This is a genomic window from Methylohalobius crimeensis 10Ki, from assembly GCF_000421465.1.
Lineage (GTDB): Bacteria > Pseudomonadota > Gammaproteobacteria > Methylococcales > Methylothermaceae > Methylohalobius > Methylohalobius crimeensis.
Genome location: NZ_ATXB01000001.1, coordinates 1,715,610 through 1,736,613 on the forward strand (window position 1 = coordinate 1,715,610; position 21,004 = coordinate 1,736,613).

General features: G+C 57.3%; 19 protein-coding genes. 12 read left to right on the forward strand and 7 right to left on the reverse strand.

Annotated features, from left to right (window positions below):
• Positions 1–103: 103 nt before the first annotated feature.
• The 4 genes from H035_RS18910 to H035_RS0108635 form a co-directional block, all read right to left on the reverse strand.
• Positions 104–1,813 carry a SulP family inorganic anion transporter gene (locus H035_RS18910; RefSeq protein ID WP_022948583.1) on the reverse strand — a complete coding sequence of 570 codons (1,710 nt, stop codon included), beginning with the start codon at positions 1,811–1,813 and terminating at the stop codon, positions 104–106.
• Between the two features lie 407 nt (positions 1,814–2,220).
• On the reverse strand, positions 2,221–2,496 hold the full coding sequence (locus H035_RS0108625; RefSeq protein ID WP_022948584.1) for a hypothetical protein: 276 nt from the start codon (positions 2,494–2,496) through the stop codon (positions 2,221–2,223).
• Between the two features lie 243 nt (positions 2,497–2,739).
• On the reverse strand, positions 2,740–3,117 hold the full coding sequence (locus tag H035_RS0108630; RefSeq protein WP_022948585.1) for a YceK/YidQ family lipoprotein: 378 nt from the start codon (positions 3,115–3,117) through the stop codon (positions 2,740–2,742).
• A 68-nt stretch (positions 3,118–3,185) separates the two neighbouring features.
• Positions 3,186–3,845, reverse strand: coding sequence for a class I SAM-dependent methyltransferase (locus H035_RS0108635; RefSeq protein ID WP_022948586.1), 660 nt, complete (start codon positions 3,843–3,845; stop codon positions 3,186–3,188).
• 163 nt (positions 3,846–4,008) lie between these two features.
• Between H035_RS0108635 and H035_RS0108640 the strand changes: the two genes are divergently transcribed.
• From H035_RS0108640 to fae, 8 genes are all read left to right on the forward strand, one after another.
• Positions 4,009–5,262 (forward strand): efflux RND transporter periplasmic adaptor subunit, encoded by a 1,254-nt coding sequence (locus H035_RS0108640; protein WP_026596419.1) that lies wholly within the window; start codon positions 4,009–4,011, stop codon positions 5,260–5,262.
• Positions 5,262–8,348 (forward strand): efflux RND transporter permease subunit, encoded by a 3,087-nt coding sequence (locus tag H035_RS18915; RefSeq protein WP_022948588.1) that lies wholly within the window; start codon positions 5,262–5,264, stop codon positions 8,346–8,348. Before H035_RS0108640 ends, H035_RS18915 begins: the two co-directional genes overlap by 1 nt.
• 107 nt (positions 8,349–8,455) lie before the next feature.
• Positions 8,456–9,511: a beta-ribofuranosylaminobenzene 5'-phosphate synthase family protein gene (locus tag H035_RS18920; RefSeq protein WP_022948589.1), complete on the forward strand. Its 1,056-nt coding sequence runs from the start codon at positions 8,456–8,458 to the stop codon at positions 9,509–9,511.
• A gap of 80 nt (positions 9,512–9,591) precedes the next feature.
• Positions 9,592–10,647: an ATP-grasp domain-containing protein gene (locus tag H035_RS0108655; protein ID WP_161624014.1), complete on the forward strand. Its 1,056-nt coding sequence runs from the start codon at positions 9,592–9,594 to the stop codon at positions 10,645–10,647.
• Positions 10,648–10,654: 7 nt separating this feature from the next.
• The gene (gene mch, locus H035_RS0108660; RefSeq protein WP_022948591.1) at positions 10,655–11,629 is read left to right on the forward strand and encodes a methenyltetrahydromethanopterin cyclohydrolase; all 975 of its coding nucleotides are present in this window, start codon (positions 10,655–10,657) and stop codon (positions 11,627–11,629) included.
• Positions 11,626–12,525, forward strand: coding sequence for an ATP-grasp domain-containing protein (locus H035_RS0108665; RefSeq protein WP_022948592.1), 900 nt, complete (start codon positions 11,626–11,628; stop codon positions 12,523–12,525). Before mch ends, H035_RS0108665 begins: the two co-directional genes overlap by 4 nt.
• Positions 12,522–13,415 carry a triphosphoribosyl-dephospho-CoA synthase gene (locus tag H035_RS18925; RefSeq protein WP_022948593.1) on the forward strand — a complete coding sequence of 298 codons (894 nt, stop codon included), beginning with the start codon at positions 12,522–12,524 and terminating at the stop codon, positions 13,413–13,415. The genes H035_RS0108665 and H035_RS18925 overlap by 4 nt, the downstream gene beginning before the upstream one ends.
• Positions 13,416–13,499: 84 nt before the next feature.
• Entirely contained in the window at positions 13,500–14,012 is a 513-nt protein-coding gene (gene fae, locus H035_RS0108675) for a formaldehyde-activating enzyme (protein WP_022948594.1), read from the forward strand.
• 25 nt (positions 14,013–14,037) lie between these two features.
• On the opposite strand, the gene H035_RS0108680 is transcribed toward fae, so the two are convergent.
• Positions 14,038–14,724 (reverse strand): HisA/HisF-related TIM barrel protein, encoded by a 687-nt coding sequence (locus H035_RS0108680; RefSeq protein WP_022948595.1) that lies wholly within the window; start codon positions 14,722–14,724, stop codon positions 14,038–14,040.
• A gap of 37 nt (positions 14,725–14,761) precedes the next feature.
• On the opposite strand from H035_RS0108680, the gene H035_RS18930 reads away from it, so the two are divergent.
• The 4 genes from H035_RS18930 to H035_RS18935 are packed head-to-tail and all read left to right on the forward strand — an operon-like array spanning position 14,762 to position 18,853.
• Positions 14,762–15,712, forward strand: coding sequence for an ATP-grasp domain-containing protein (locus tag H035_RS18930; RefSeq protein WP_161624015.1), 951 nt, complete (start codon positions 14,762–14,764; stop codon positions 15,710–15,712).
• Between the two features lie 20 nt (positions 15,713–15,732).
• Positions 15,733–16,749, forward strand: a complete 1,017-nt coding sequence (locus H035_RS0108690; RefSeq protein WP_161624016.1) for a hydantoinase/oxoprolinase family protein — start codon at positions 15,733–15,735, stop codon at positions 16,747–16,749.
• Between the two features lie 60 nt (positions 16,750–16,809).
• Positions 16,810–18,210 (forward strand): aminodeoxychorismate synthase component I, encoded by a 1,401-nt coding sequence (pabB, locus tag H035_RS0108695; RefSeq protein ID WP_022948598.1) that lies wholly within the window; start codon positions 16,810–16,812, stop codon positions 18,208–18,210.
• Positions 18,197–18,853 carry an amino acid kinase family protein gene (locus tag H035_RS18935; protein ID WP_022948599.1) on the forward strand — a complete coding sequence of 219 codons (657 nt, stop codon included), beginning with the start codon at positions 18,197–18,199 and terminating at the stop codon, positions 18,851–18,853. Before pabB ends, H035_RS18935 begins: the two co-directional genes overlap by 14 nt.
• 58 nt (positions 18,854–18,911) lie before the next feature.
• Here the strand turns inward: H035_RS18935 and sucD are convergent, their stop codons facing one another.
• Together sucD and sucC are read right to left on the reverse strand one after the other, a co-directional pair.
• Positions 18,912–19,796: a succinate--CoA ligase subunit alpha gene (sucD, locus tag H035_RS0108705; protein ID WP_022948600.1), complete on the reverse strand. Its 885-nt coding sequence runs from the start codon at positions 19,794–19,796 to the stop codon at positions 18,912–18,914.
• Positions 19,793–20,971, reverse strand: a complete 1,179-nt coding sequence (gene sucC, locus H035_RS0108710; RefSeq protein WP_022948601.1) for an ADP-forming succinate--CoA ligase subunit beta — start codon at positions 20,969–20,971, stop codon at positions 19,793–19,795. Before sucC ends, sucD begins: the two co-directional genes overlap by 4 nt.
• Positions 20,972–21,004 lie beyond the last annotated feature (33 nt).

The following is a 21,004-nucleotide window of genomic DNA, read 5'->3' on the forward strand; positions in this document are numbered from 1 at the left end:
GCCCCTGTTGGATTTCAAGGAATGGCTGCATTCATTATCCTCCGTTGTTTACGAGTGACGGATGCGGCGAGGGTGGCCGGCTGCTTGGTCAGGAGCCGGTATATCACCTCCGTTCCCTGGACCCGGCATTCGATTTGGTTGTTTTGTTCAAAACGCTGGAGAGAAATAGCGCCCCGAGGTGATTCAGAGATCGACGGCGACGTGCGGCGAGAGGATGGTCGGATGCCGTTTCGTGACTTTCCAAGCCATTGATTATACAGGTACATCCGTGTTTTTCATAGTCCCGGCAGAATTCGTGGATGAAGTCCATCACCGTATGATCGATGAATTCGGTTCGGGACAGATCGAAAACGATGTTTTTTTGCTGAGGAAGATTGGTCAGGGCGGATTTGAGCGCCAGGAAGTTGGAAAAAATCGCCGCCCCGTCGATACGTACGTGATAGGTATGGGCGTCGGGTTGATCGATGTGATAGGCGATCTTGAACAGCTGCTTGAAATTCACCCCGCGCAGAACGTGAAGTACGATTTTGGCGACGACGCCCAGCCCCACGCCGATCAGAAGATCGGTGGCGAGCACGGCGAAAATGGTGAAGACGAACAGAAACAGTTGCTCTTTGCCGATTTCCCAAACACTCAAAAATTGCCGGGGAGACGCAAGTTTGTATCCGGTGAATACCAGCAGCGCTCCCAGCGCGGCCTTGGGAATTTCGTGGATCAAGCTCGGAAATAATGCGACGAAAACCAGTAAAAACGCGGCGTGAAAAAAGTTGGCCCAGCCGGTCCGGGCGCCGAAACGAATGTTGGCGCTGCTACGAACGATCTCCGAGATCATGGGCAGACCGCCGATGGCACCGGAGATGGACGAACCTATTCCTAACGCTGCGCCATCCTTGTTCAGATCGGATTGGCGCTGGTAAGGGTCGAGTTTATCGATCGCCGCCGCCGACAGAAGGGTTTCCAGGGTGGACACCAGGCAGACACTGATCACCGCGATCCAGAACGCGCCGGTTCCGATCATGGAGAAATCGGGGAAAGCGAAGCCGTCCCAGAAACTTTGCGGTACCGGCAGCAGGGATTCCGGACCCACCTCGTAAAAAGTGGAATGCCAGGAATATTTGTGGTGATGATCCAGATCGAACAGCGCCCCCATGACCAACCCCAGCGAGACCACCACGATGGGTGCGGGAATCCATTCCATGAGCTTGACGCGGGGCCGGATGATTTCCCATAAAATCAGCAGCGCAAGCCCGGACAGACCGATGGCGGCGATTTCGGGGTTCATTTTCAGAAGACTGCCGGGAATGGCGGCGATGCTCTCCAATAACTCCCCTTCCGGCTTCACGCCAATCATGACGTAGAACTGTTTGGCCATGATGATGACGCCGATCGCCGCCAACATGCCTTCGACCACCGACGCCGGTACCAGCGCCATCAGGCGCCCTATTCGTAAAAAACAAATCACGGCCTGCAACATGCCGGCGCATACGATAACCGCCAGGGTGCGATGGTACGCGGCTACCGGGTCGCCGCCGCCCAGGGTATCGACCGCCCCCAAAGTCACCACGATGAGGCCGGCGGCGGGTCCCGAGATGGTGACGTAGGACCCGTTGATTCTCGATATCAACAGCCCTCCCACCATGGCGGCGATAATACCGGCCATGGGCGGAAATTGGGAGGCCATTGCAATCCCCAGGCAAAGGGGCAGGGCGATTAAAAAAATTTGGAATCCGGCGAGCAGGTCGGCTCGCCAGTTATCCTTGAGGCCGGCCAATCCGGCCCTGGGAAATTGAAAGGAAGCGGCAGTCGCATTCATGCTTAGCATTCTCCTGCTCGAATCGAGATAACCGATTACAGAAAAGCAAGCGACGTGCCGATTTTTATCTATTTGAAATTAATATGTTTTTCTGTTTTTCAATCGATGAGGTGGTTGAAATCCACCAATCGGGCAGGGGCAAAACCACCAAGGGCTTTCTTGTTGGAGGCAATGTTCGAAGAGGCGGGCCGAACATTCGGCGCCTTGGCCAATCTGGTCAACAATATCGGTATTCAATAGGATGCGCCATCGACCACTCTTGGGCCGTATCGAAGACCTGTTGTTTTGTAGAGTGCCAATACGTGAAATGCCGCAGAATTGCGGCATTTCACACAGAAGACTCCGACCCCGAATTTTTTGAAACCGATGTGCGCTTGCTTCGATGGAAAGCTTGATCTATCCAGCCTTTATTCTTCTTGGGGCATCGGTTGCTCTTTTTGCATATCTTCCTCGACCTCCTCTTGAAGCGGACTGACCGGCGCGCCCTCCTTAGTCTCTCCCCCCTCCATGGGCGCTTTCGATTCGGTGACCGATTCCGGAGTTGTTTGGAGGGATTCTTCTTGATGGGGCGTGGCGGGTAATTTGGGCTCTTCAGCTTTGGATTTCTCTTCTTCCTGTTTTCCACAGGCGCTTATGCTTAAAGCGATCGCAATTGCTGCAATTGATGTCAAGACGGCTTTCATTCTTACCTCCCCGCTTGGTTGGCATGTCTGCAAGGTATTTTTTACATGCAGCAATGCTCGGTTGCATTGATAATTTTCAATCAGCGGTAGGTCAGTAGGCTTGATTCTTTCGGTGTTTAGTTCCCCGGTCGTCCCGGATTCCGTGCTTCGAATGGCGGGATCACCGAGAAATGGGAGGGGCAGCGGACGATTCAGCGAATATCGGTAAATGAAGTAGAATGCCGTATCGCCCGCCGGAGAGAATCAGTAATGGAGCGTCCAGACGCCGCTGGAACAATCGCTGATTTCGCTTCGTTCTTTTTCCGGGTCCGTGAAGAGCGAATAGGGGAGGATGAATGCGTCGGAAGTGGCGGAAAAGATCAGATCGGATGTGTTGCTCAAAAAGAATACCGGGAAAATAAATGCTCGAACCGCCGTCCGGCCGCTCAGATTTTGGGTTTCTTGCATCAAGTCGGAAGATTCGCAATACCAGCTAGACAGGTTGTTGGTGGTTCCTGCGAAGGGGTGCCCCTTCAAGCGATTTTCCTTATGGGCGGTCAAGGTCGAACACGCGGACAGGGCCGACATCCAAAAGAGCGCAAGCAAGAGTCTGAGTAGGATCGATTTTTGATTATTTTTCATAACATGGAATGCTTAATTTTACGTTGAGATTCTTGAATATTTTAGATAGGAAATCAACCGCTGGCCGTTCAAACCCGGCCGGAAAAAAGCGCGGCACATCCGGCGATTTCGATGGAAACATCTTTAAACCGTCGACTTAATGCTTGTTTCAGCCCATCGAGGTCATCGTGTCGGTTGGAGAAGATCCCCTTGTGGTTGTAGACGGCCATCAGCCGTTTGGCGGCCCAATTTCGCTGAACGCTTCCTTGCAGCAGAGTGGCGCCGAAAATCACTGCATGGGGATTCATGAGGGGCTTCAGGTGATCGAAGATGATCGCTTTGTCTCCGATCGACCCCGGCAGGCAGTGAAGAAGATAGTTGACGCCGACCGAGTCGAATTTGCCCATTTCCATGGAAATGGGCTCCAATAGGTCGCAACGGTAGATTTCGGGCGTGTATCTGGCGATTCTGCGCGAAGTGAAATCCAGCGAATTCCGATTAAGATCCATCAGCGCGACGCGCGGTGAGGGCGTTGGAAACCGGCATTTATCCAGGAAATAGCCCGTGCCGATCCCCACATCCAGATGATTGCCCGTGACGTGTCTGTCGTAATGCCTCGCCAGTCGTCGAGTCGGACACTTCCAAATCAAGCGATTGGATAGCCCGAGAACGAACCAATCGTAGACACGAAGTATACGCGGAGAATAGATAGTGTGTCCGGCTGCCGGCCGAGTTGGCGTCTTGTTCATCTTGCTCCAATCCGGTCAATGATAAGAGTCATCTGATGTCGAGCTCGCTTGGCATGAATCAAGCTAATATAATAATTCGATTATGATTACGTTTCCCACCCGCGTGTTCGACCGGAATAACGCCGGATTTTCCGTCAACCGATCCGATTGCTTTTAATCCTTCATGAAATTACCTGCTCGTCGTTATTGGCCTTGGGGTGTGGTTTTGCTGGGGGTTTTGGCTTTCGCCGTGCTGATTTTAACCCGTCCGCGGCAGGAAGCGCCGCCGATCCGACCCAAGGTTTGGCTGGTGCGGGCGATTGCCGTTCACCCCCGAAAGCTACGCCCTGTTTTGACCCTCTATGGCGAAGTCCAAACGTCCCGATCAATGCGTGCCGCGGCGCCGGGAAGCAGTCGGGTGGTCGAAGTGCCGGTCAAGGAGGGGGAGGCGGTCGAGGCCGGGCAGTTGTTGGTGCGCCTGGATTCGCGCGATTTTCAATCCAAGGTGGTCCAGGCGCAGGCGGACGTGGATGAATTGGCGGCCCAATTGCGCTTGGAGCGGCAGACTCACGCCGGCAACCAAGAGGCCCTCGAGCATGAAACGGCTTTGCTGGACTTGAACCGAGCGGCGGTGGCGCGGATGGAAAAGCTGCGGCGGCGTAATCTCGCCGCACAGGCGACCTTGGATCAGGCGCGGATGGATTTGGAGCGCCAGGCATTGGCGGTGACCGCACGGCGCCTGGAAGTCGAACAACACGCCGCCCGCCTGGCTCAAGTCGAGGCCCGTCTGATGCGCGCCAAGGCGGCGTTGACGATGACGGAAGTGGCGCTGGAGCGCAGCCAAGTGAGCGCGCTGTTCCCGGGAGTGGTGGCCGACCTGCCGGTGGCGCCAGGCGACTACGTTCAGGCGAACCAGGAGCTGATCAGTGTCTATCCCCGGGAACAATTGGAGGTGCGGGCGAAGATTCCGGCGCCTCACCAAACCGAGGTCTTCAAGGCCCTGAACCGGCGTGATTTGCTTCCCGCTTGGGGCGAGAGTCTGGGGACTCGGTTTGATTTGAATCTTCGGCGATTGGCGGGGGAAGCCGAGGCCGGGGGGGTTGACGCGCTGTTTGAGTTGGAAGGGAAAGAAGAAAAGCTCCGACCCGGCTTGCCGGCGACGGTGCACCTGAATTTGCCTCCCCGCCCACACGCCGTCGCGGTACCGTATTCCGCGCTCTACGGTTCCGATCGCATTTACCGCATCGAATCCGGAAAGCTCGAAGCGGTCCAAGTGACCCGTCTGGGAGATTATCGGCTTCCCGGCGGACGGACCTGGCTGTTGGTGCAAAGTCCGGCGATCGACGCCGGGGATTTGATTTTAACCACTCATTTACCCAACGTTGCCACCGGCCTGCCGGTCAAGCCCCAAGTGGTCGCCTTGCCGGAGGGGGAGTGATGGGACGGGGTTGGATTCGGTTTTTTGTCCGCCATGCGGTGGCGGCCAATCTTTTCATGGTCATGATGCTCCTGGGAGGCATGTACGCATTGGACAAGCTCAATGTCCAATTTTTTCCCAATTTCACCTTGGACATCGTTCGCGTCAGTGTCAGTTGGCCCGGGGCGAGCGCCGAAGATGTGGAGGACGGCTTGACGACGCCCCTGGAACAGGCCTTGAAGTCGGTGGACGACTTGCGTCAGATGACGTCCACTTCCGCCGAGGGCGTCAGCAGCATCACCTTGGAGTTCGAGGAAGGCACCGAGATCCTGCTCGCCCTCAACCAAGTCAAGCAGCGGGTGGACGAATTTCGCAATCTGCCGCGCGGGGCGGAAGACCCGACGGTCACCCAGGCGGCCCGCTACGAGCCGGTGGCGCGTCTCATTCTGTATGGCGCGCGCTTGAAGGAATTACGTCCCCTGGCGCATCGCTTCGAACGCGAACTGATGGGGCGCGGCATCGACAAAGTCGATATCGTCGGATTGCCGAAAGAAGAGATTGCCATTGAATTCTCCGATCCCACCCTCAATGCGCTGGGACTGAGTCTCGATCAAGTTGCCGAAAGAGTTGACTCGTTCAGCCGCGACATCCCGGCGGGGCATTTGGGAGACCGGGAAACCTTGAAGGTTTTGCGAGTCACCGAGCAACGCCGCGCGCCATCCGAGTTCGCCCGAATTCCGGTGACTTCCGGAACCGAGCGGGTCGAGCTGGGATCGGTGGCCAGTATTCGGCGGCAGCCGCGCCCCAACAGCACCCATTTGTCGTTCCGCGGTCAGCCGGCGGTGGAGCTTCGGGTCCGCCGCGCCGAGCACGGCGATTCGCTGAAATCCGCGCAGGCTTTCGCCGCCTGGTTGGCGGAGACAAAACCCAATTTGCCGGCCACCGTCCGCTTTCATGTCTATGACGAAACCTGGCACCTGATTCGGGAGCGCATCAATCTGCTTCTTAAGAACGGCGCCGGCGGTCTGGTGCTGGTGGTGTTGATCCTTTACCTGTTTCTTACCGGCCGGGTGGCCTTTTGGGTGGCCTTGGGGATTCCGGTCTCTTTCATGGCCACTTTGTTGATCCTGTATGCCGCCGGCGGCAGCATCAACATGATCAGTCTGTTCGGCCTGATCATGGCTTTGGGGATCATCGTGGACGATGCCATCGTGGTGGGAGAAAATGCCTTGACCCATTATCAATCGGGGGATTCTCCCTTGGACGCCGCGGAAAGCGGGGGCAAAAGGATGCTTGCGCCGGTGATGGCTTCTTCCCTGACCACGGTGGCGGCGTTCCTGCCCCTGATGTTGGTGGGCGGGCCCACCGGGAAAATTTTATTCGCCATACCACTGGTGGTGGTCTCCGTCATCGGCGCGTCCTTGTTGGAAAGCTTCTGGGTCTTGCCGGCCCACTTGCGCTATGCCTTCGAAAGAATCCACGGAAAGCGGGAAGGGGAATGGCGCCGCCGTCTGGACCAAGGTTTTCGGGTTTTTCGCGAAACCTATTTTCGACCGTTGGCGCGAGCCGCCTTGAATCATCGGGGACTGACCCTCGCTTGTGCCGTTGCCCTGTTAATCGCGTCCTTGGGATTGGTGGCGGGAAAAAGAGTCCAATTCGTTTTTTTTACCGCCCCCGAGGCGGATATGCTCCAGGCGACGGTGGCATTTGTTCCCGGCACCGTCAAAGAACGACTCGATCATTATCTGGCGAACCTGGAGGCGGCTCTCCACGAAGCCGAAACCGAGCTTTCCCCGGACCGTCCCCTGGTACGGACGGCATTGCAGTTGCACGGACAGACCTTGAGTACTGCCGGGGCCCTTCAGAAGCAGGGGGATCATTTGGGGGCGATGGTGGTGGAGTTGATGCCTTCGGAGACCCGTTCGGTGCGAAGCTGGGAGTTGATCGAAGCATGGCGCGCCCGCATTGCCGAGGCGCCCGGACTGGATAATTTGTCGATTTCAGCGCGACAAGTGGGGCCTCCGGGGCGGGATGTGAGCGTGCGCATGACCGGCGACAACGCCGATCGGCTCAAGCAGGCGGCTTCGGATCTGGTGCAAGCGCTCGAGGCGGTTCCCGGGCTCAGCGATGTGACCAGTGATTTGCCTTACGGGCGCGAGCAATGGATTTATCGGCTTACCCCGGTGGGGGAAATGTTGGGGCTGACGCCGGCCGAGATCGGCAGGCAGTTGCGTACCGCTTTTTCCGGTCGCCTGGTGCAGATATTTCAAGACGGCGCCGACGAGGTGGAAGTTCGGGTCCGTTTGGCCGAGGCGGAACGGTCACATCTGGATGTATTGAATACGTTTCAAGTGCGTCTGCCCGGCGGCGAGCGGGTACCCCTGCACACCGTCGCCCGGGCGGATACCCGGCAAGGCTTCGAGGTTTTGCGGCATGCTTCGGGAAGGTTGGCGGTGGAGGTGTCGGCGGAGATCGATACCCGCGTCAACAAGCCCGACTTGGTGATGGAAACGCTGGATGACTCGGTGCTGCCGCAATTGGCCCGCCGCTACGGAATCGATTATCAATCCTCGGGACGGGCGGAAGATCGAGCCGAGACCCTGGCCGACATGAAAAAAGGCGGTCTGATGGGGTTGGTGCTGATCTATCTCATTTTGGCGTGGGTTTTCGGATCTTACGGCTGGCCACTGGTGGTCATGGTGGCGATTCCTTTCGGATTGGTGGGCGCGATTTTTGGTCATTGGGTTATGGGGTTGGATCTAACCATCCTCTCACTGTTCGGGATTTTCGGTCTGTCCGGTATCGTGGTCAACGATTCCATCATTTTGGTGAGCTTTTATCGGGATCTGCGCGCGCAAGGATGGGGGCTGGGAGCGGCGCTGGAGGAGGCGGCGTGTCAACGCCTGCGCGCGGTGCTCTTGACCTCTCTGACCACCATCGCCGGCTTGCTCCCGCTGTTGTTCGAGACTTCTCTGCAGGCCAAATTCTTGATTCCGATGGCGGTGTCCATCGCTTTCGGCCTTTTGTTCGCGACTGCGCTGGTGCTCTTGGTCATCCCCGCCTTGCTCGGGATTTACGAACACAAGAGGGCTGGTTCTTATGCTTGACACCCATGCCGTCTTGCCTCGCTCGGGCTCGGGAGAATCTCCTGGAGGCATGGCGGGCGACTTGGCACCTATGGTACCCTTTTACGTTTATAGAACATTGAAACGGCATGTCAGTGCCTGACTGGGACACGTCCGGTATTCGAAAATCCTCGCTCGAAAATAATGGGGTCAAAGTACGGGCTCCGGCACGTTTGCACTTGGGGTTTCTCGATCTGGGCAGCCACTTGGGGCGGCGCTTCGGCAGTATCGGTGTGACTTTGGAGTCGATCGCCACCGAGGTTGAAGTGCTGCCGGCGCCGAGCTTTTCGGTGACCGGACCGGGGGCAGCTAGGGTCGCCGATGTGGCCCGGCTTTTGTGCAAACAGTTGAATTTGCCGGACCGGGTGCATATTCGCATGACCTCCCAGATTCCCCCGCATGCGGGGCTGGGCTCCGGAACCCAGCTCGCTTTGGCAGTGGGTAGCGCTTTGGCGCGTTTCTGGGGAAGCCGCGTGGACTTGCGTCGGATAGCCTGGAGGGCGGATCGCGGAACACGCTCCGGGATCGGCATCGCCGCCTTCGAAGGCGGCGGATTCATCCTGGACGGGGGCAGCGCTGAGGATACCTTGACGCCACCGCTGCTGACGCGCTTGACGGTACCGGAAAACTGGCGTTGGCTTTTGATCTTCGACGAGCGTTTCCAAGGCTTGTCCGGCCAGCGAGAAGTGCAAGCCTTTCGTGAGTTGCCGCCTTTTTCCCGTCGAACGGCGGCCGACTTATGCTATCAGATTGTGCTCCAAGGCTTGCCGGCATTGGCGGAAAATCGCTACGACGATTTCTGCGAGACACTCGCCGCCGTGCAAAGGGCCAACGGGGATTATTTTTCTCCCGCCCAGGGGGGACGCCATGCCAGCCGCGATGTGTCCGCCGTACTCGAATGGCTGGAACGCCAAGGTTGGAGGGGTGTGGGGCAAAGTTCATGGGGGCCGACCGGCTTTTGTTTATTGCCCGGGCCTGAAACGGCCGAGCAGGTTAAGGCGGCCCTGGAAAAGCACTTTGCCGGATGGAACGGGTTGCGTTTCCAAGTGGTCCGATCGCGTAACCGCGGCGCGGAGATTTTGCGCCCAGATTCGAAACGTTCCTCTGGTGACATAGCAACCACGGTCGAAGCCTTGTCCGGTTGAACGGGGTTTTTTTGGTCATCGGCCAGTCTACCCGGATGATGGCTCAGTCGGTTCGGCGTGGGGGTGGGTTACCGATCTCCGTGGATCTTTTCGCCGATCTGGATACCCGCGCCGCCAGTCATGCGTGGTATCGGTTGCCCTCCAAAAACGGTCGTATTGAGCCGGAATCCCTGGAGCGCGTGGTGGAAACCGCGTTGGCCGACCATCGCCCCGAGGGGTGGATTTACGGAAGCGGTTGCGATGCCTTGACAGATCAGATCGAAAAGATTGCCCGGCGGTGTCCCCTTTACGGAAATCGGCCCGAAGTGGCACGGATCTGTACCCGGCCTCGCCAGTTTTTTCCCTTGCTCGATCGCTTGGCGATTCCCTATCCGGAAATTCATTGGTTACCGCCGACCTTGGAATCGAATGGCTCCGATCGATATCCGAATTGGTTGGTTAAGCGAGGCGGGGAAGGCGGACGCGGTGTGAGCGTCTGGCAAGGAGAACGGCGGGTCGAAGGGTATTGCCAACGCCGCCTGGAGGGGCCAGTCTATTCCTTGGTGTTTCTCGCCGGAAAAGGGCGGGTGTGGTGGTACGGGTTTAACAGGCTTTATCAGGCGGATTATAATGCGGGCAATCCGTTCCTGTTCGCGGGGGCGATTAACCGGGCTGTCTTGCCCGCCGAGGCGGAGGCGACGACTCTGGCATATGCGCGCAGGCTCAGCGCCGCGTTGGATTTGCGCGGCATCGGGGGGCTGGATTTTATGTTGGAAGGGGAATCTCCCCGGGTACTGGAGCTCAACCCCCGCCCCGGCGCGGCCCTGGGTTTGTGGGATACGGCTTGGCCGGCGGGATTGATGACGGCTCAGATCCAAGTCTGTCAAGGCAAGCCGGCGGTGGGTTTTAGGCCGGTGCCGGTGAGCGGATTTCGAATCGTGTTTGCGCAGCGCCGGTTTAGGTTGGCGCCCTGCCGTTGGCCAAGTTGGTGTGCCGATTTGCCACCGGCCGGAACGGAAATGGCCCCGGGGACGCCGGTTTGCAGCGTGACCGCTTCCGGCGGTTCGGTGACGGCGGTGGAAGCGCGCCTGAAAGCGCGGGAATTATGGGTGAAGCAGCGATTGCTGGATCATTTGGATGAGAGTGTGGAGAGGTAACACAGGAATGACAGAGATAGCGCAGGTCCGTATCAACGACAATACTCGCCCCTTGGTGGAAGCCTTGGTGAGGGACGCCAATAAATTGCGGCTGAAGATATCCCGTCTGGGTAACGGCGTCACCCTGGTGGACGCTGGCATCGAGGTCGACGGCGGTTTGGAGGCGGGAAGGCGGATCGCCGAGATTTGCATGGGAGGACTGGGGAGCGTGACCTTGGCGCATACCGCCGTGACGCCGGGGTGGCCCCTGCGGGTCAACGTCCATGCCACCGATCCGGTGCTGTCTTGCCTGGGCAGCCAGTACGCCGGTTGGAGCCTCTCCCACGGAAAAGGCAAGGACGCCTTCTATGCCTTGGGTTCCGGACCGGCGCGGGCCTTATGTGTGAAGGAGCCCTTGTTCAAGGAGCTCGATTATCAGGATCAAGCGGACACCACGGTGCTGGTGATGGAAGTGGACAAACAACCACCGCTGGAATTGCTCGATCGGGTCGCCGCCGACTGCGGCGTGATGCCGGAGGGGCTGACGGTGATTTTAACTCCCACCTCCAGTCTCGCCGGCGGTCTGCAGGTGGTGGCGCGGGTGCTCGAGGTGGCCATGCATAAGGCGCATGAATTGCATTTTCCGCTGAAAAACATCGTCGACGGATCGGGCAGCGCACCGGTTCCGCCGCCGGCCCCCGATTTCATGACCGCCATGGGCCGGACCAACGATGCCATTCTGTTCGCGGGTCAGGTGCAATTGTTCGTCAAGGGGCCGGACGAGGAGGCCGAGAATTTGGCGCGCAATCTACCCAGCTCCACTTCGCGCGATTACGGCAAGCCGTTCGCCCAGGTCTTCAAGGAATACGACTACGATTTTTTTAAGATCGACCCCATGCTGTTCAGTCCCGCCAATGTGATCGTCACCGCGGTCGATTCCGGCCGTAGCTTCCGTTGCGGTGAATTGGACGAAGACCTTTTGGCCCGTTCGTTCGGGGCATGAAGCCGCGCTACGCCATTATTACCGACGATCCCGGCTGGCACGGGGCGCGGCTTCGGGAAGCGCTGTTCGAGCGGGGCTGTGAAGCGGTATGCCTCGCTTTGAGTCAGGGACGATTGGAGACCTTGCCAGGGCGTCCGTCGGTGGTGTTTCCGGGGTTCGAGACCGAGCCTCCGTCGGGGGTCTTCGTACGCGGAATCAACGGCGGCTCGCTGGAACAACTCATTCTCCGCTTGGATCTGTTGCACGGCTTCGAATTGGACGGGATCAAGGTCTACAATCCGCCGCGGGCGATCGAACAGAGCGTGGATAAAGGGATGACCAGTGTCTTGTTGGCTCGGAGCGGCATTCCGACGCCACCCGCCTGGATCACTTCGGATCCTGCCGAAGCCCGAGCCATTGTTCGAGCGGAACTGCTCCGCGGGTATTGGATGGTGAGCAAACCCTTGTTCGGTTCCCAGGGAGACGGCGTGGAACGCCACACCGATTTGGATTCCCTGGAGGCCCTCCAGCCCGCCGGCGATGTCTATTATCTGCAGCGCTACGTCGGTCAGAGTCCCGCTTGGGATTGGCGGGTCTTCGTGATTGCCGGAAAGGCGGTCGCAGGGATGGTCAGACGGGGGATGGATTGGCGTACCAACGTGGCGCAAGGAGGCCGCCCCGAATTGGCCCGGTTGGATAAGCCACTGATGAAACTGGCAGAGGATTCGGCGCAAGCATTGCGTCTCGATTACGCCGGGGTCGATATCATCCGCGATGCCGAGGACCGCTATTGGGTGTTGGAGGTAAACGCCATTCCGGCTTGGAAGGGATTGCAGAGTGTGGCCGGTTTGGATATGACACGACTTTTAGTGGAGGATTTTTTAACCCATTGCCAACCCTTGCGCCGAACCGGATGACGATTTCTCGGGCCGACTTGGAAGACGCCTACTTGGAAGCCTGCGCCTTGGATGTGGAGGCATTCAAACCGGGCAACGTCAGTGTATATGCTTCCGGCCACGACATGACCCCGGAGGATTTTTATCGCAGCGCCCGGATCAGCGCCCTCCCTATCTGCGATTCCACTCTTTCCTTAGGAGAAAAAGTCTATCGAGCCGTAGAAGCTACCCGCGAGGCGGTCGGGTGCAACACCAACTTGGGAATCGTGCTTCTGGCAGCTCCCCTGATAGAGGCGGTTCAATCGCTTTCCGAAGGTGGTCTAAGGGAGCGATTGCGCGCTGTCATCGCGGCTACAAGCCGGACGGACGCCGATTGGGTATACCGGGCGATTCGCCTTGCCGAACCGGGCGGCTTGGGTAAAGTCGGTCGAGAAGACGTTCATTGCCCGCCCTCGGTGACCTTATTGGAGGCGATGGAATTGGCCAAAGATTATGACCGAATCGCCTTTAACTATACTTTTGCCTATCGGGATATTTATGAATTGGCGATTCCCGGTTATCATGATGCAGTTTATCGATGGGGGAGTGAACGCTTGGCCACGGTGGCGGTGTTTGCGGCTTTGTTGCGCCGCATTCCCGATAGCCATGTTGAGCGCAAATTCGGCCGGCGTTATACAGGGATCATTACGACCAGGATGGCCTATTTGGAACGGAAATTATCACAATCTGCCGACCCTGAGAGGGTTCTAGCGGAGATCGGAAAGATCGACGAGGAGTTCAAGGCGGCAGGCATCAATCCCGGCACAACGGCCGATTTGATGGTTGCGACCTTATTGGCCGTGCGCTTGGAAAAACTAACATCCTTGAGTCGTTCAAGGATGGTTGGAGCAGGTGGGAACTGGGTTCCTTAATGCTCGATTGGGGAGAGCAAAATGTCGTTAATCCAGAAAATCTTTTCTCTATTTTCATCGTCAACCAAAGAGGAAACAATAGGAATGATAAAAGTCAATAAAATGCTGATTGGAGAGTCCCTGAAGGGCGAAGGCAACGAAGTGGCGCATATCGACCTGCTCATCGGCCCCCGCGGCAGTGCCGCAGAAACCGCTTTCGCCAGTTGCCTGACCAATAACAAGGCAGGTCATAGTGCCCTGTTGGCGGTGGTGGCTCCCAACCTGATGTGCAAACCGGCGACCGTCATGTTCAACAAAGTGACGATCAAGAACGGCAAGCAGGCGACTCAGATGTTCGGTCCGGCCCAACGGGGCGTGGCCATGGCGGTGACCGAATGTGTCGAGGATGGAACGATTCCTTTGGAAGAAGCCGATGATCTCTTCATTTGTGTTGGCGTGTTTATCCATTGGCTGGCCGAGGACGATGCCAAGATTCAGGACTACAACTACGAAGCTACCAAGGAATCCATCCAGCGTGCGGTAGCGAGCGAACCGTCGCCGGGCGAAGTGGTGGAAAAGGCAAGAACCGTCCATCATCCTTTTGCGGCTCACGATTAATCGTTGCGCCTGAAACGATAGCTATTCAGTTAGGGGTTTCAGGACGAATAGAGCCGTCGTGCAGGGCGCTGGCTATCAGCGCCCTGCCAATGCCGAGTGATTTTAGGCGGGCCAGATCCAGCGGATCGCGAATCCCTCCCGCGGCGATCCAGGATTTGGCGGGATGCTGTTGCCTGAAATCCTCTAGCCGCCGCCAGTCCGGTCCGGAGCGGCTGCCGACCCGGTCCAAGGTCATCACGATCACCGAGGAAGGCCAGTAGGCCGCTTCTTGCAATAAATCGCGAGGACCGTATAAGCCCGTTGTTCCGAAATCCAAAGACAAAATCCAGGAATATGCGGCCCAGGGAGCAATTGCGGTTTTCCAATCCGCGCCGAGCGATTCGCTTCCGATGACTGGCGTAATGGTCGGAGTCGGTCGAAGCGGCGGCCATCCGCGATCGACCCAAAGGTGAAGACGGGGAAATCGTTGCCGGATGCGCGAAATAATTATACCGTTATCTCCCGTTTTTAATAAAGCATCCAAATCCGCAAGATACAGAATTTCAAAAGGATGCAAATCCAGAAAAGCCGATACCACCGAGAGCGGATTGCTGTCGGAACACAACGGCGTTCTCAGAGGACGGTAATGCCGACGTTGGCCGTGTCTCGCCATGACCGCCTCACCGCTACGAATATCTAGCACCGGAATCAGCTCCATCGTTTCCAACTCCATGAATATCCTCTTATTTGAATATCTTACCGGTGGCGGTATGGGAGAGGGGTACTTGTCTTCTCCCGAACTGACGCGGGAGGGGGAAATCATGCTGACCGCGCAGATCGAAGACCTGACCGGAATGCCCCTCGGCGTGATGTACGATCGGCGTTTACCGCTCCCTTCCATCCTGACAGGTGATGATCCGACGGCAAAAATTTGGACCGTCGACGGGGATTTTGAAACAACTTGGCGAGCCGCCTTGGATTGGTCGGATGTCGTCTGGGTCACGGCGCCGGAAACCGGCCAGATATTAGCCCATTTGAGCCGCCAGGTGTTAGAGAGAAACAAACTATTACTCGGATCTCATCCTCAAGCGATTGATTTGACCGCGGATAAGTTGCGAACCTTAGATTTGCTCGACAAGGCCGGCGTGGAATCCGTTCCTACTTGGACCTTGGGGGAATTTACCGGTCAGGTGGCCCCTCCGTGGGTGGTTAAACCCCGCTATGGGGTAGGGTGCGAGGGCATGCATTTGATAAGCGAATTGTCCCAATTGAACCGCTTTCCCCGAGACTGGCTGCTGCAACCCTTCCTGGAGGGCGCGCCTTTAAGCATAAGCGCTATTTTCGCCGAGGGAAGCGGGGTGTTCCTCAGCGGTAATCGGCAACGGTTCCAAAACGAAGGAGGGGCGTTTCGTTTACTCGGATGCGAGGTCAACGCTTTTCAAGATTCCCAGGGTTATTGGCAGAAGTTGTGCGATCGAATCGCCGCCGCCGTGCCGAATTTGTGGGGTTATGCGGGAGTGGATGTGGTGGTCTCAAAAAAGCACGCTTGGGTGTTGGAAATCAACCCCCGTCTGACGTTGTCTTATGCCGGTGCCTCAAAAGCCTTGGGAGAACCCATAGGGGAATGGATCGTCGCCTTGGGCCAGGGGGACATGACGTTAGCGGAAATAGCTCGTAGGCGATCGAAAATCGTCGGAAAAACCGTATCGGTGAAAGCATGAATCATGTGGTGGGCTGGGATGTGGGCGGCGCGCATTTGAAAGCAGCATTGGTAAGCGAGGGACGCAGCCGGGCCATCTGGCAAGTGGCTTGTCCGCTTTGGCAAGGGTTGATGTCTTTGGACCATGCCATCGATAAGGTGAAAACCAACTTGCCCATCGATTGTGTGCATGGGGTGACCATGACCGGCGAAATGGTCGATCTCTTCGATGATCGTTCCATCGGCGTGCAAACGCTGTTGGAACGCTTTTCCAAGAAGATCGGTCTGCAGCGTTGCTTCGTGTTTCAAGACGGGGTATTTATACCGTTATCTAATTTCAATTCAAAAAATCATAAAAAAATAGCCTCCAAAAATTGGCAGATCAGCGTTTCCTATCTGGCCCAACTGGAAAAAAACGCTTTGCTAATCGACATCGGCAGTACGACGTGTGACATCTTATCTGTCCGAAATCATCATCCCGTTGCAAGAGGGCATGACGATTTCACCCGTCAGCGCTACGATGAACTGATATACATGGGTGTTGTCAGAACACCTTTGATGGCTTTGTCCGAGCAGGTGCCTTTTCAGGGAGAAAGGGTGCCTTTAATGGCAGAGCATTTCGCCACCATTGGAGACGTTTATCGAATTCTTAATTTACTGCCGGAAAAAGCGGATCACGCCGAAACCGCCGACGGGAAGCCCAAAACAAAAGCCGCCAGCATGCAGCGCCTTGCCCGAATGATCGGCCTTGACCGGGACGATGCCCCAATCGAGGCTTGGGAAGAGCTCTCCCGATATCTCCATGAAATCCAACTGCAACGCCTTGTCCGCGCCTGCTTATACCACCTTTCACGGGACCCATCCAATCGACCGATTCTGGTGGGTGCGGGAGTAGGGCGCTTTTTAGTCGAAGAGATGGCAAAAAGACTAGGATTGGAATATCGGGACTTCAACACGTATTTCAAACAGGATCTCAATCTTGGGGCCGGGCTTTCCGCGGCCGATTGTGCTCCCGCCGCTGCAATTGCCTGTTTACTCGAAAGCCGCTTACAAACATAGCTGTAGCAGCCGATTCTTGTTAAGATTTTTGTAACAAAGCTGCGTTCAAATCGAGTCTTCATGGATTCGCCCTATCTAATATCCGAACTGCCTTACCTGGAAGATAGTAGCGAGCTGTTTGCCCAATGGGCTCAGGAGCCTTGGGCTATATTTCTGGATAGCGGTCGCCCTCGAATCGAGCAGGGTCGATATGACATCCTAGCGGCTCGCCCGTCGGCCACCCTGGTCACTCGGGGCAATCTTACCGAAATCCGTAACTCCGACGGTATCCGACTGTCGCCAGAGGATCCTTTCAAGTTGCTCCGGGAGATTCTGGGGGAACCTGCCGAGGGAATGCCTGACTTACCGTTCTGCGGCGGAGCTTTGGGTTATTTCTCTTATGACCTGGCCAGGCGCTTGGAGAACCTTCCTCAAACCACCCTGGATCCGGGTAATATCCCTGAAATGGCGGTCGGGATTTACGATTGGGCCGTGGTGGTGGACCACCGGGAAAGACAAACCTATCTGGTCGCCCGCTCCACGCCCGCCACGCGCAAAATATGGCCGGAATTGCAACAAAGCTTGCGCCATCCCTTTCCTCGAATCAGCAGAACCGGTTTTTGCCTGCAATCCCCGATCCGTTCCAATCTTAGCTGGGATGCTTACGCGCACGCATTCGCCAAGATTCAACACTATATCCAGGAAGGCGACTGCTATCAGGTCAACTTTGCCCAGCGCTTCGAGGCGAAAGCGGCCGGCGATCCTTGGCGGGTTTATCAAGACTTACGACGGGAAAACCCGGCGCCGTTCGGAAGTTTTTTGCGCCTCCCTCAACTCGGCATTCTCAGTTCCTCCCCGGAGCGTTTTTTGCGGGTTCGAGAGGGCAAGGTCGAGACCAAGCCGATCAAGGGAACGCGCGCCCGGCGATTGTCACCGGAGGAAAACCTTTTCCAGATCGGCGCCTTGACCGAAAGCGCCAAGGATCGGGCCGAAAACCTAATGATCGTCGATTTGCTGCGCAATGATTTAAGCAAGACCTGCCAACTGGGTTCGGTCAAAGTTCCTGAACTGTTCCAAGTGGAAAGCTTCGCCACCGTCCATCATTTGGTCAGCACGGTGGTGGGAGAGTTGAAGGAAGATTGCCATAGCCTGGACCTGTTGCGCGGTTGCTTCCCCGGGGGCTCCATCACCGGCGCGCCCAAAATACGCGCCATGGAGATCATTGAAGAGTTGGAGTCAATTCGGCGCGGGATCTACTGCGGCGCCATCGGGTATATCGGCTTCGACGGCAACATGGATACCAATATCGCCATTCGAACCTTGGTGCATGCCGATCGGAGTATCCATTTCTGGGCCGGGGGCGGTATCGTGGCGGATTCCGACGCAAAACGGGAATATCAGGAGAGCTTCGATAAAGCGTCGGCTTTGATTCAGGTGTTATCCCGCTTCGGCATTACTTCCGCCGATCATGTGGGTGGTTAAAATCGGGGGGAGCTTGGGTGAGCACCCGACTCTCCGAGAATGGCTTAGGCATTCAGCCCGAGTTGGGCGGGGGAGGGTGGTGATCGTCCCGGGAGGCGGACGTTTCGCCGATCAAGTCCGGCTGGCTCAAAAACATTGGGAATTCGACGATCGAATCGCACACCACATGGCATTGCTGGCCATGCACCAATACGGACTCGTTTTCCAAGGCTTGGAGCCTTGCTTGAAATCCGCCCGGACCGGGCAAATCGACGGATTGCTCCGACAAGGCGAGGCGGTCGTTTGGCTGCCCGAATTGAGTGAATTGGACCGGGCCGAAGTGCCGTCGGACTGGACGGTTACTTCCGATACCCTGGCCGCTTGGCTGGCGGGAAAACTCCATGCCGAACGGTTGATATTAGTGAAGTCCGAGCATTCCGCCGGCACCGATCCAGAGACTCTGAAACAGAGCGGGATTGTCGATGCAGCCTTTCTCGATTGGCTGCCCACGCATGTCGAACTGAACTGTTTTCACCGCAACCAAGCGGACCAGTTTGCCGAGCAGTTACGGCGTAGCGGAGCGAATCACGGGCAGCCCACCATGGCTAGGATTGATGATCGGGAGGATGCCGAAACCCGTCAATCCCTTGCCAGGGGAAGGTAGCGCGGTGGGTTTCGGCAATGCCTCCACCCACCCTATGTAACCGGCGGGGATAGTTGGATTATCGGATGCCGTTTTCCTGGAGCGCCCGCAATACCGTTTCACCGATGTGTGCCGGGTTGCGCGCCACGTATAAGCCCAGCGCTTCCATCGCATCCATTTTGGCTTTGGCGGTATCTTCCTCGTCGGAAATAATCGCCCCCGCATGCCCCATCCGCCTTCCCGGAGGCGCGGAGAGACCGGCCACGAAACCAATCAATGGCTTTTTCATGTGCGCTTTGGCCCAGCGGGCGGCGGCCACTTCCTGAGGTCCCCCGATTTCTCCGATCATGACCACGGCATCGGTGTCCGGATCCTGTTCGAATGCCTTGAGCACGGTGACGAAGTCGGTGCCGTTAACCGGGTCTCCGCCGATCCCCACCGAAGTGGATTGCCCCAGACCGAGACCGGTCATTTGCTCGACCGCTTCGTAGTTGAGAGTCCCGGAACGGGACACGACGCCGATCCGCCCCGGTTGATAAATGTGGGCCGGCATAATGCCCACCTTGCATTCTCCCGGCGTGATCAATCCCGGGGTGTTGGGACCGATCACCAGGCAGTCGCGTCCGACCCGATAACGCTGCACCCGCACCATGTCTTGGACCGGGATACCGTCGGCGATCACCACCGCTAACTTGATGCCCGCTTCAATGGATTCCATGATGGCATCGGCGGCAAAGGCCGGCGGAACGAAAACGCCCGCGACGTCGGCGCCGGTTTCCCGCACCGCTTCGGCGACCGTGTCGAAAACCGGCAAGCCCAAATGGGTGGTTCCTCCTTTACCCGGGGTGACGCCGCCCACCACCCGGGTGCCGTTCTTGATCGCTTCCTGGGCGTGGAAGGTGGCGTGCTGGCCGGTGAAGCCTTGGAAGATGACTTTTGATCCTCGATTGACAAAAATACTCATGCGTTCTCCCTGTTGACGGTGGTAACGGCTTTGGCGGCGGCGTCGTCGAGATGGTCGGCCTGAACGAAGGGCAGGCCGGACTCGGTGAGGATCTTACGTCCTTCCTCCACATTGGTGCCGGCCAGACGAACGACCATCGGCAACTCGATATTCAAAGTCTGATACGCCTGGATCAATCCGGTGGCGATCCAATCGCAGCGGTTAATGCCGGCGAAGATGTTCACCAACAAAGCCTTGACGTTGGGATCTTCCATGACGATTCGGCAGGCGTTGGTCACTTTTTCCGGCGAAGCGCCGCCGCCCACGTCCAGGAAATTGGCCGGCCGTCCGCCGTGAAGGGAAATGGCGTCCATGGTGGCCATGGCGAGACCGGCACCGTTGACGATGCAGCCGATGTTGCCATCCAGGGCGATATAATTGAGGCCGTGGCCGGAAGCTTCCACTTCCTTGGGGTCTTCTTCGTCGAGATCCCGCAATTCGTTGATATCCGGACGCCGATAAAGGGCGTTGGTATCGAAATTGAACTTGGCGTCCAGGCACATCAAATGATGATCTTTGCCCACCAGGCCCAAGGGATTGATTTCCGCCTGCAGGGCGTCGTTGTCGCGAAAACAACGGTAAATGCGCTTCATGATCCGAACCGCCTGCGACATGCAGCTTTTTTCCCGGAGACCGATCGCGGCGGCGACTTTGCGGCATTGAAAGTCCAGCAGACCGATCGCCGGGTCGATGGTTTCCTTGACGATTTTGTCCGGCGATTGGCGGGCGACTTCCTCGATTTCGACGCCGCCTTCGGAAGAGGCGACGATGGTGATGCGTTGGCTGGCTCGATCGATCACAAAGCCGAAATAAAATTCCTTGCGAATGTCACTGGCTTCCTCCACCAACACCCGCCGTACCACTCGCCCCTGGGGACCGGTCTGGTGGGTGACCAGCGTCGTACCGATCATCTCGTCGGTGATGCGGCGGACGTCCTCGACGGAATCGGCCACCTTGACACCGCCGGCCTTGCCCCGGCCGCCGGCGTGAATCTGGGCTTTCACCACCCATTTATCGCCGCCGATTTGTTCCGCCACCGCTTGGGCTTGGCTGTCCGAATAAGCGACGTTTCCGTTGGGCACCGGAACGCCGTAGGATCTCAATAATTCCTTGGCTTGATATTCATGAATATTCACCGTGTCACTCTCCTCGTAGGGTGAAACACCCGT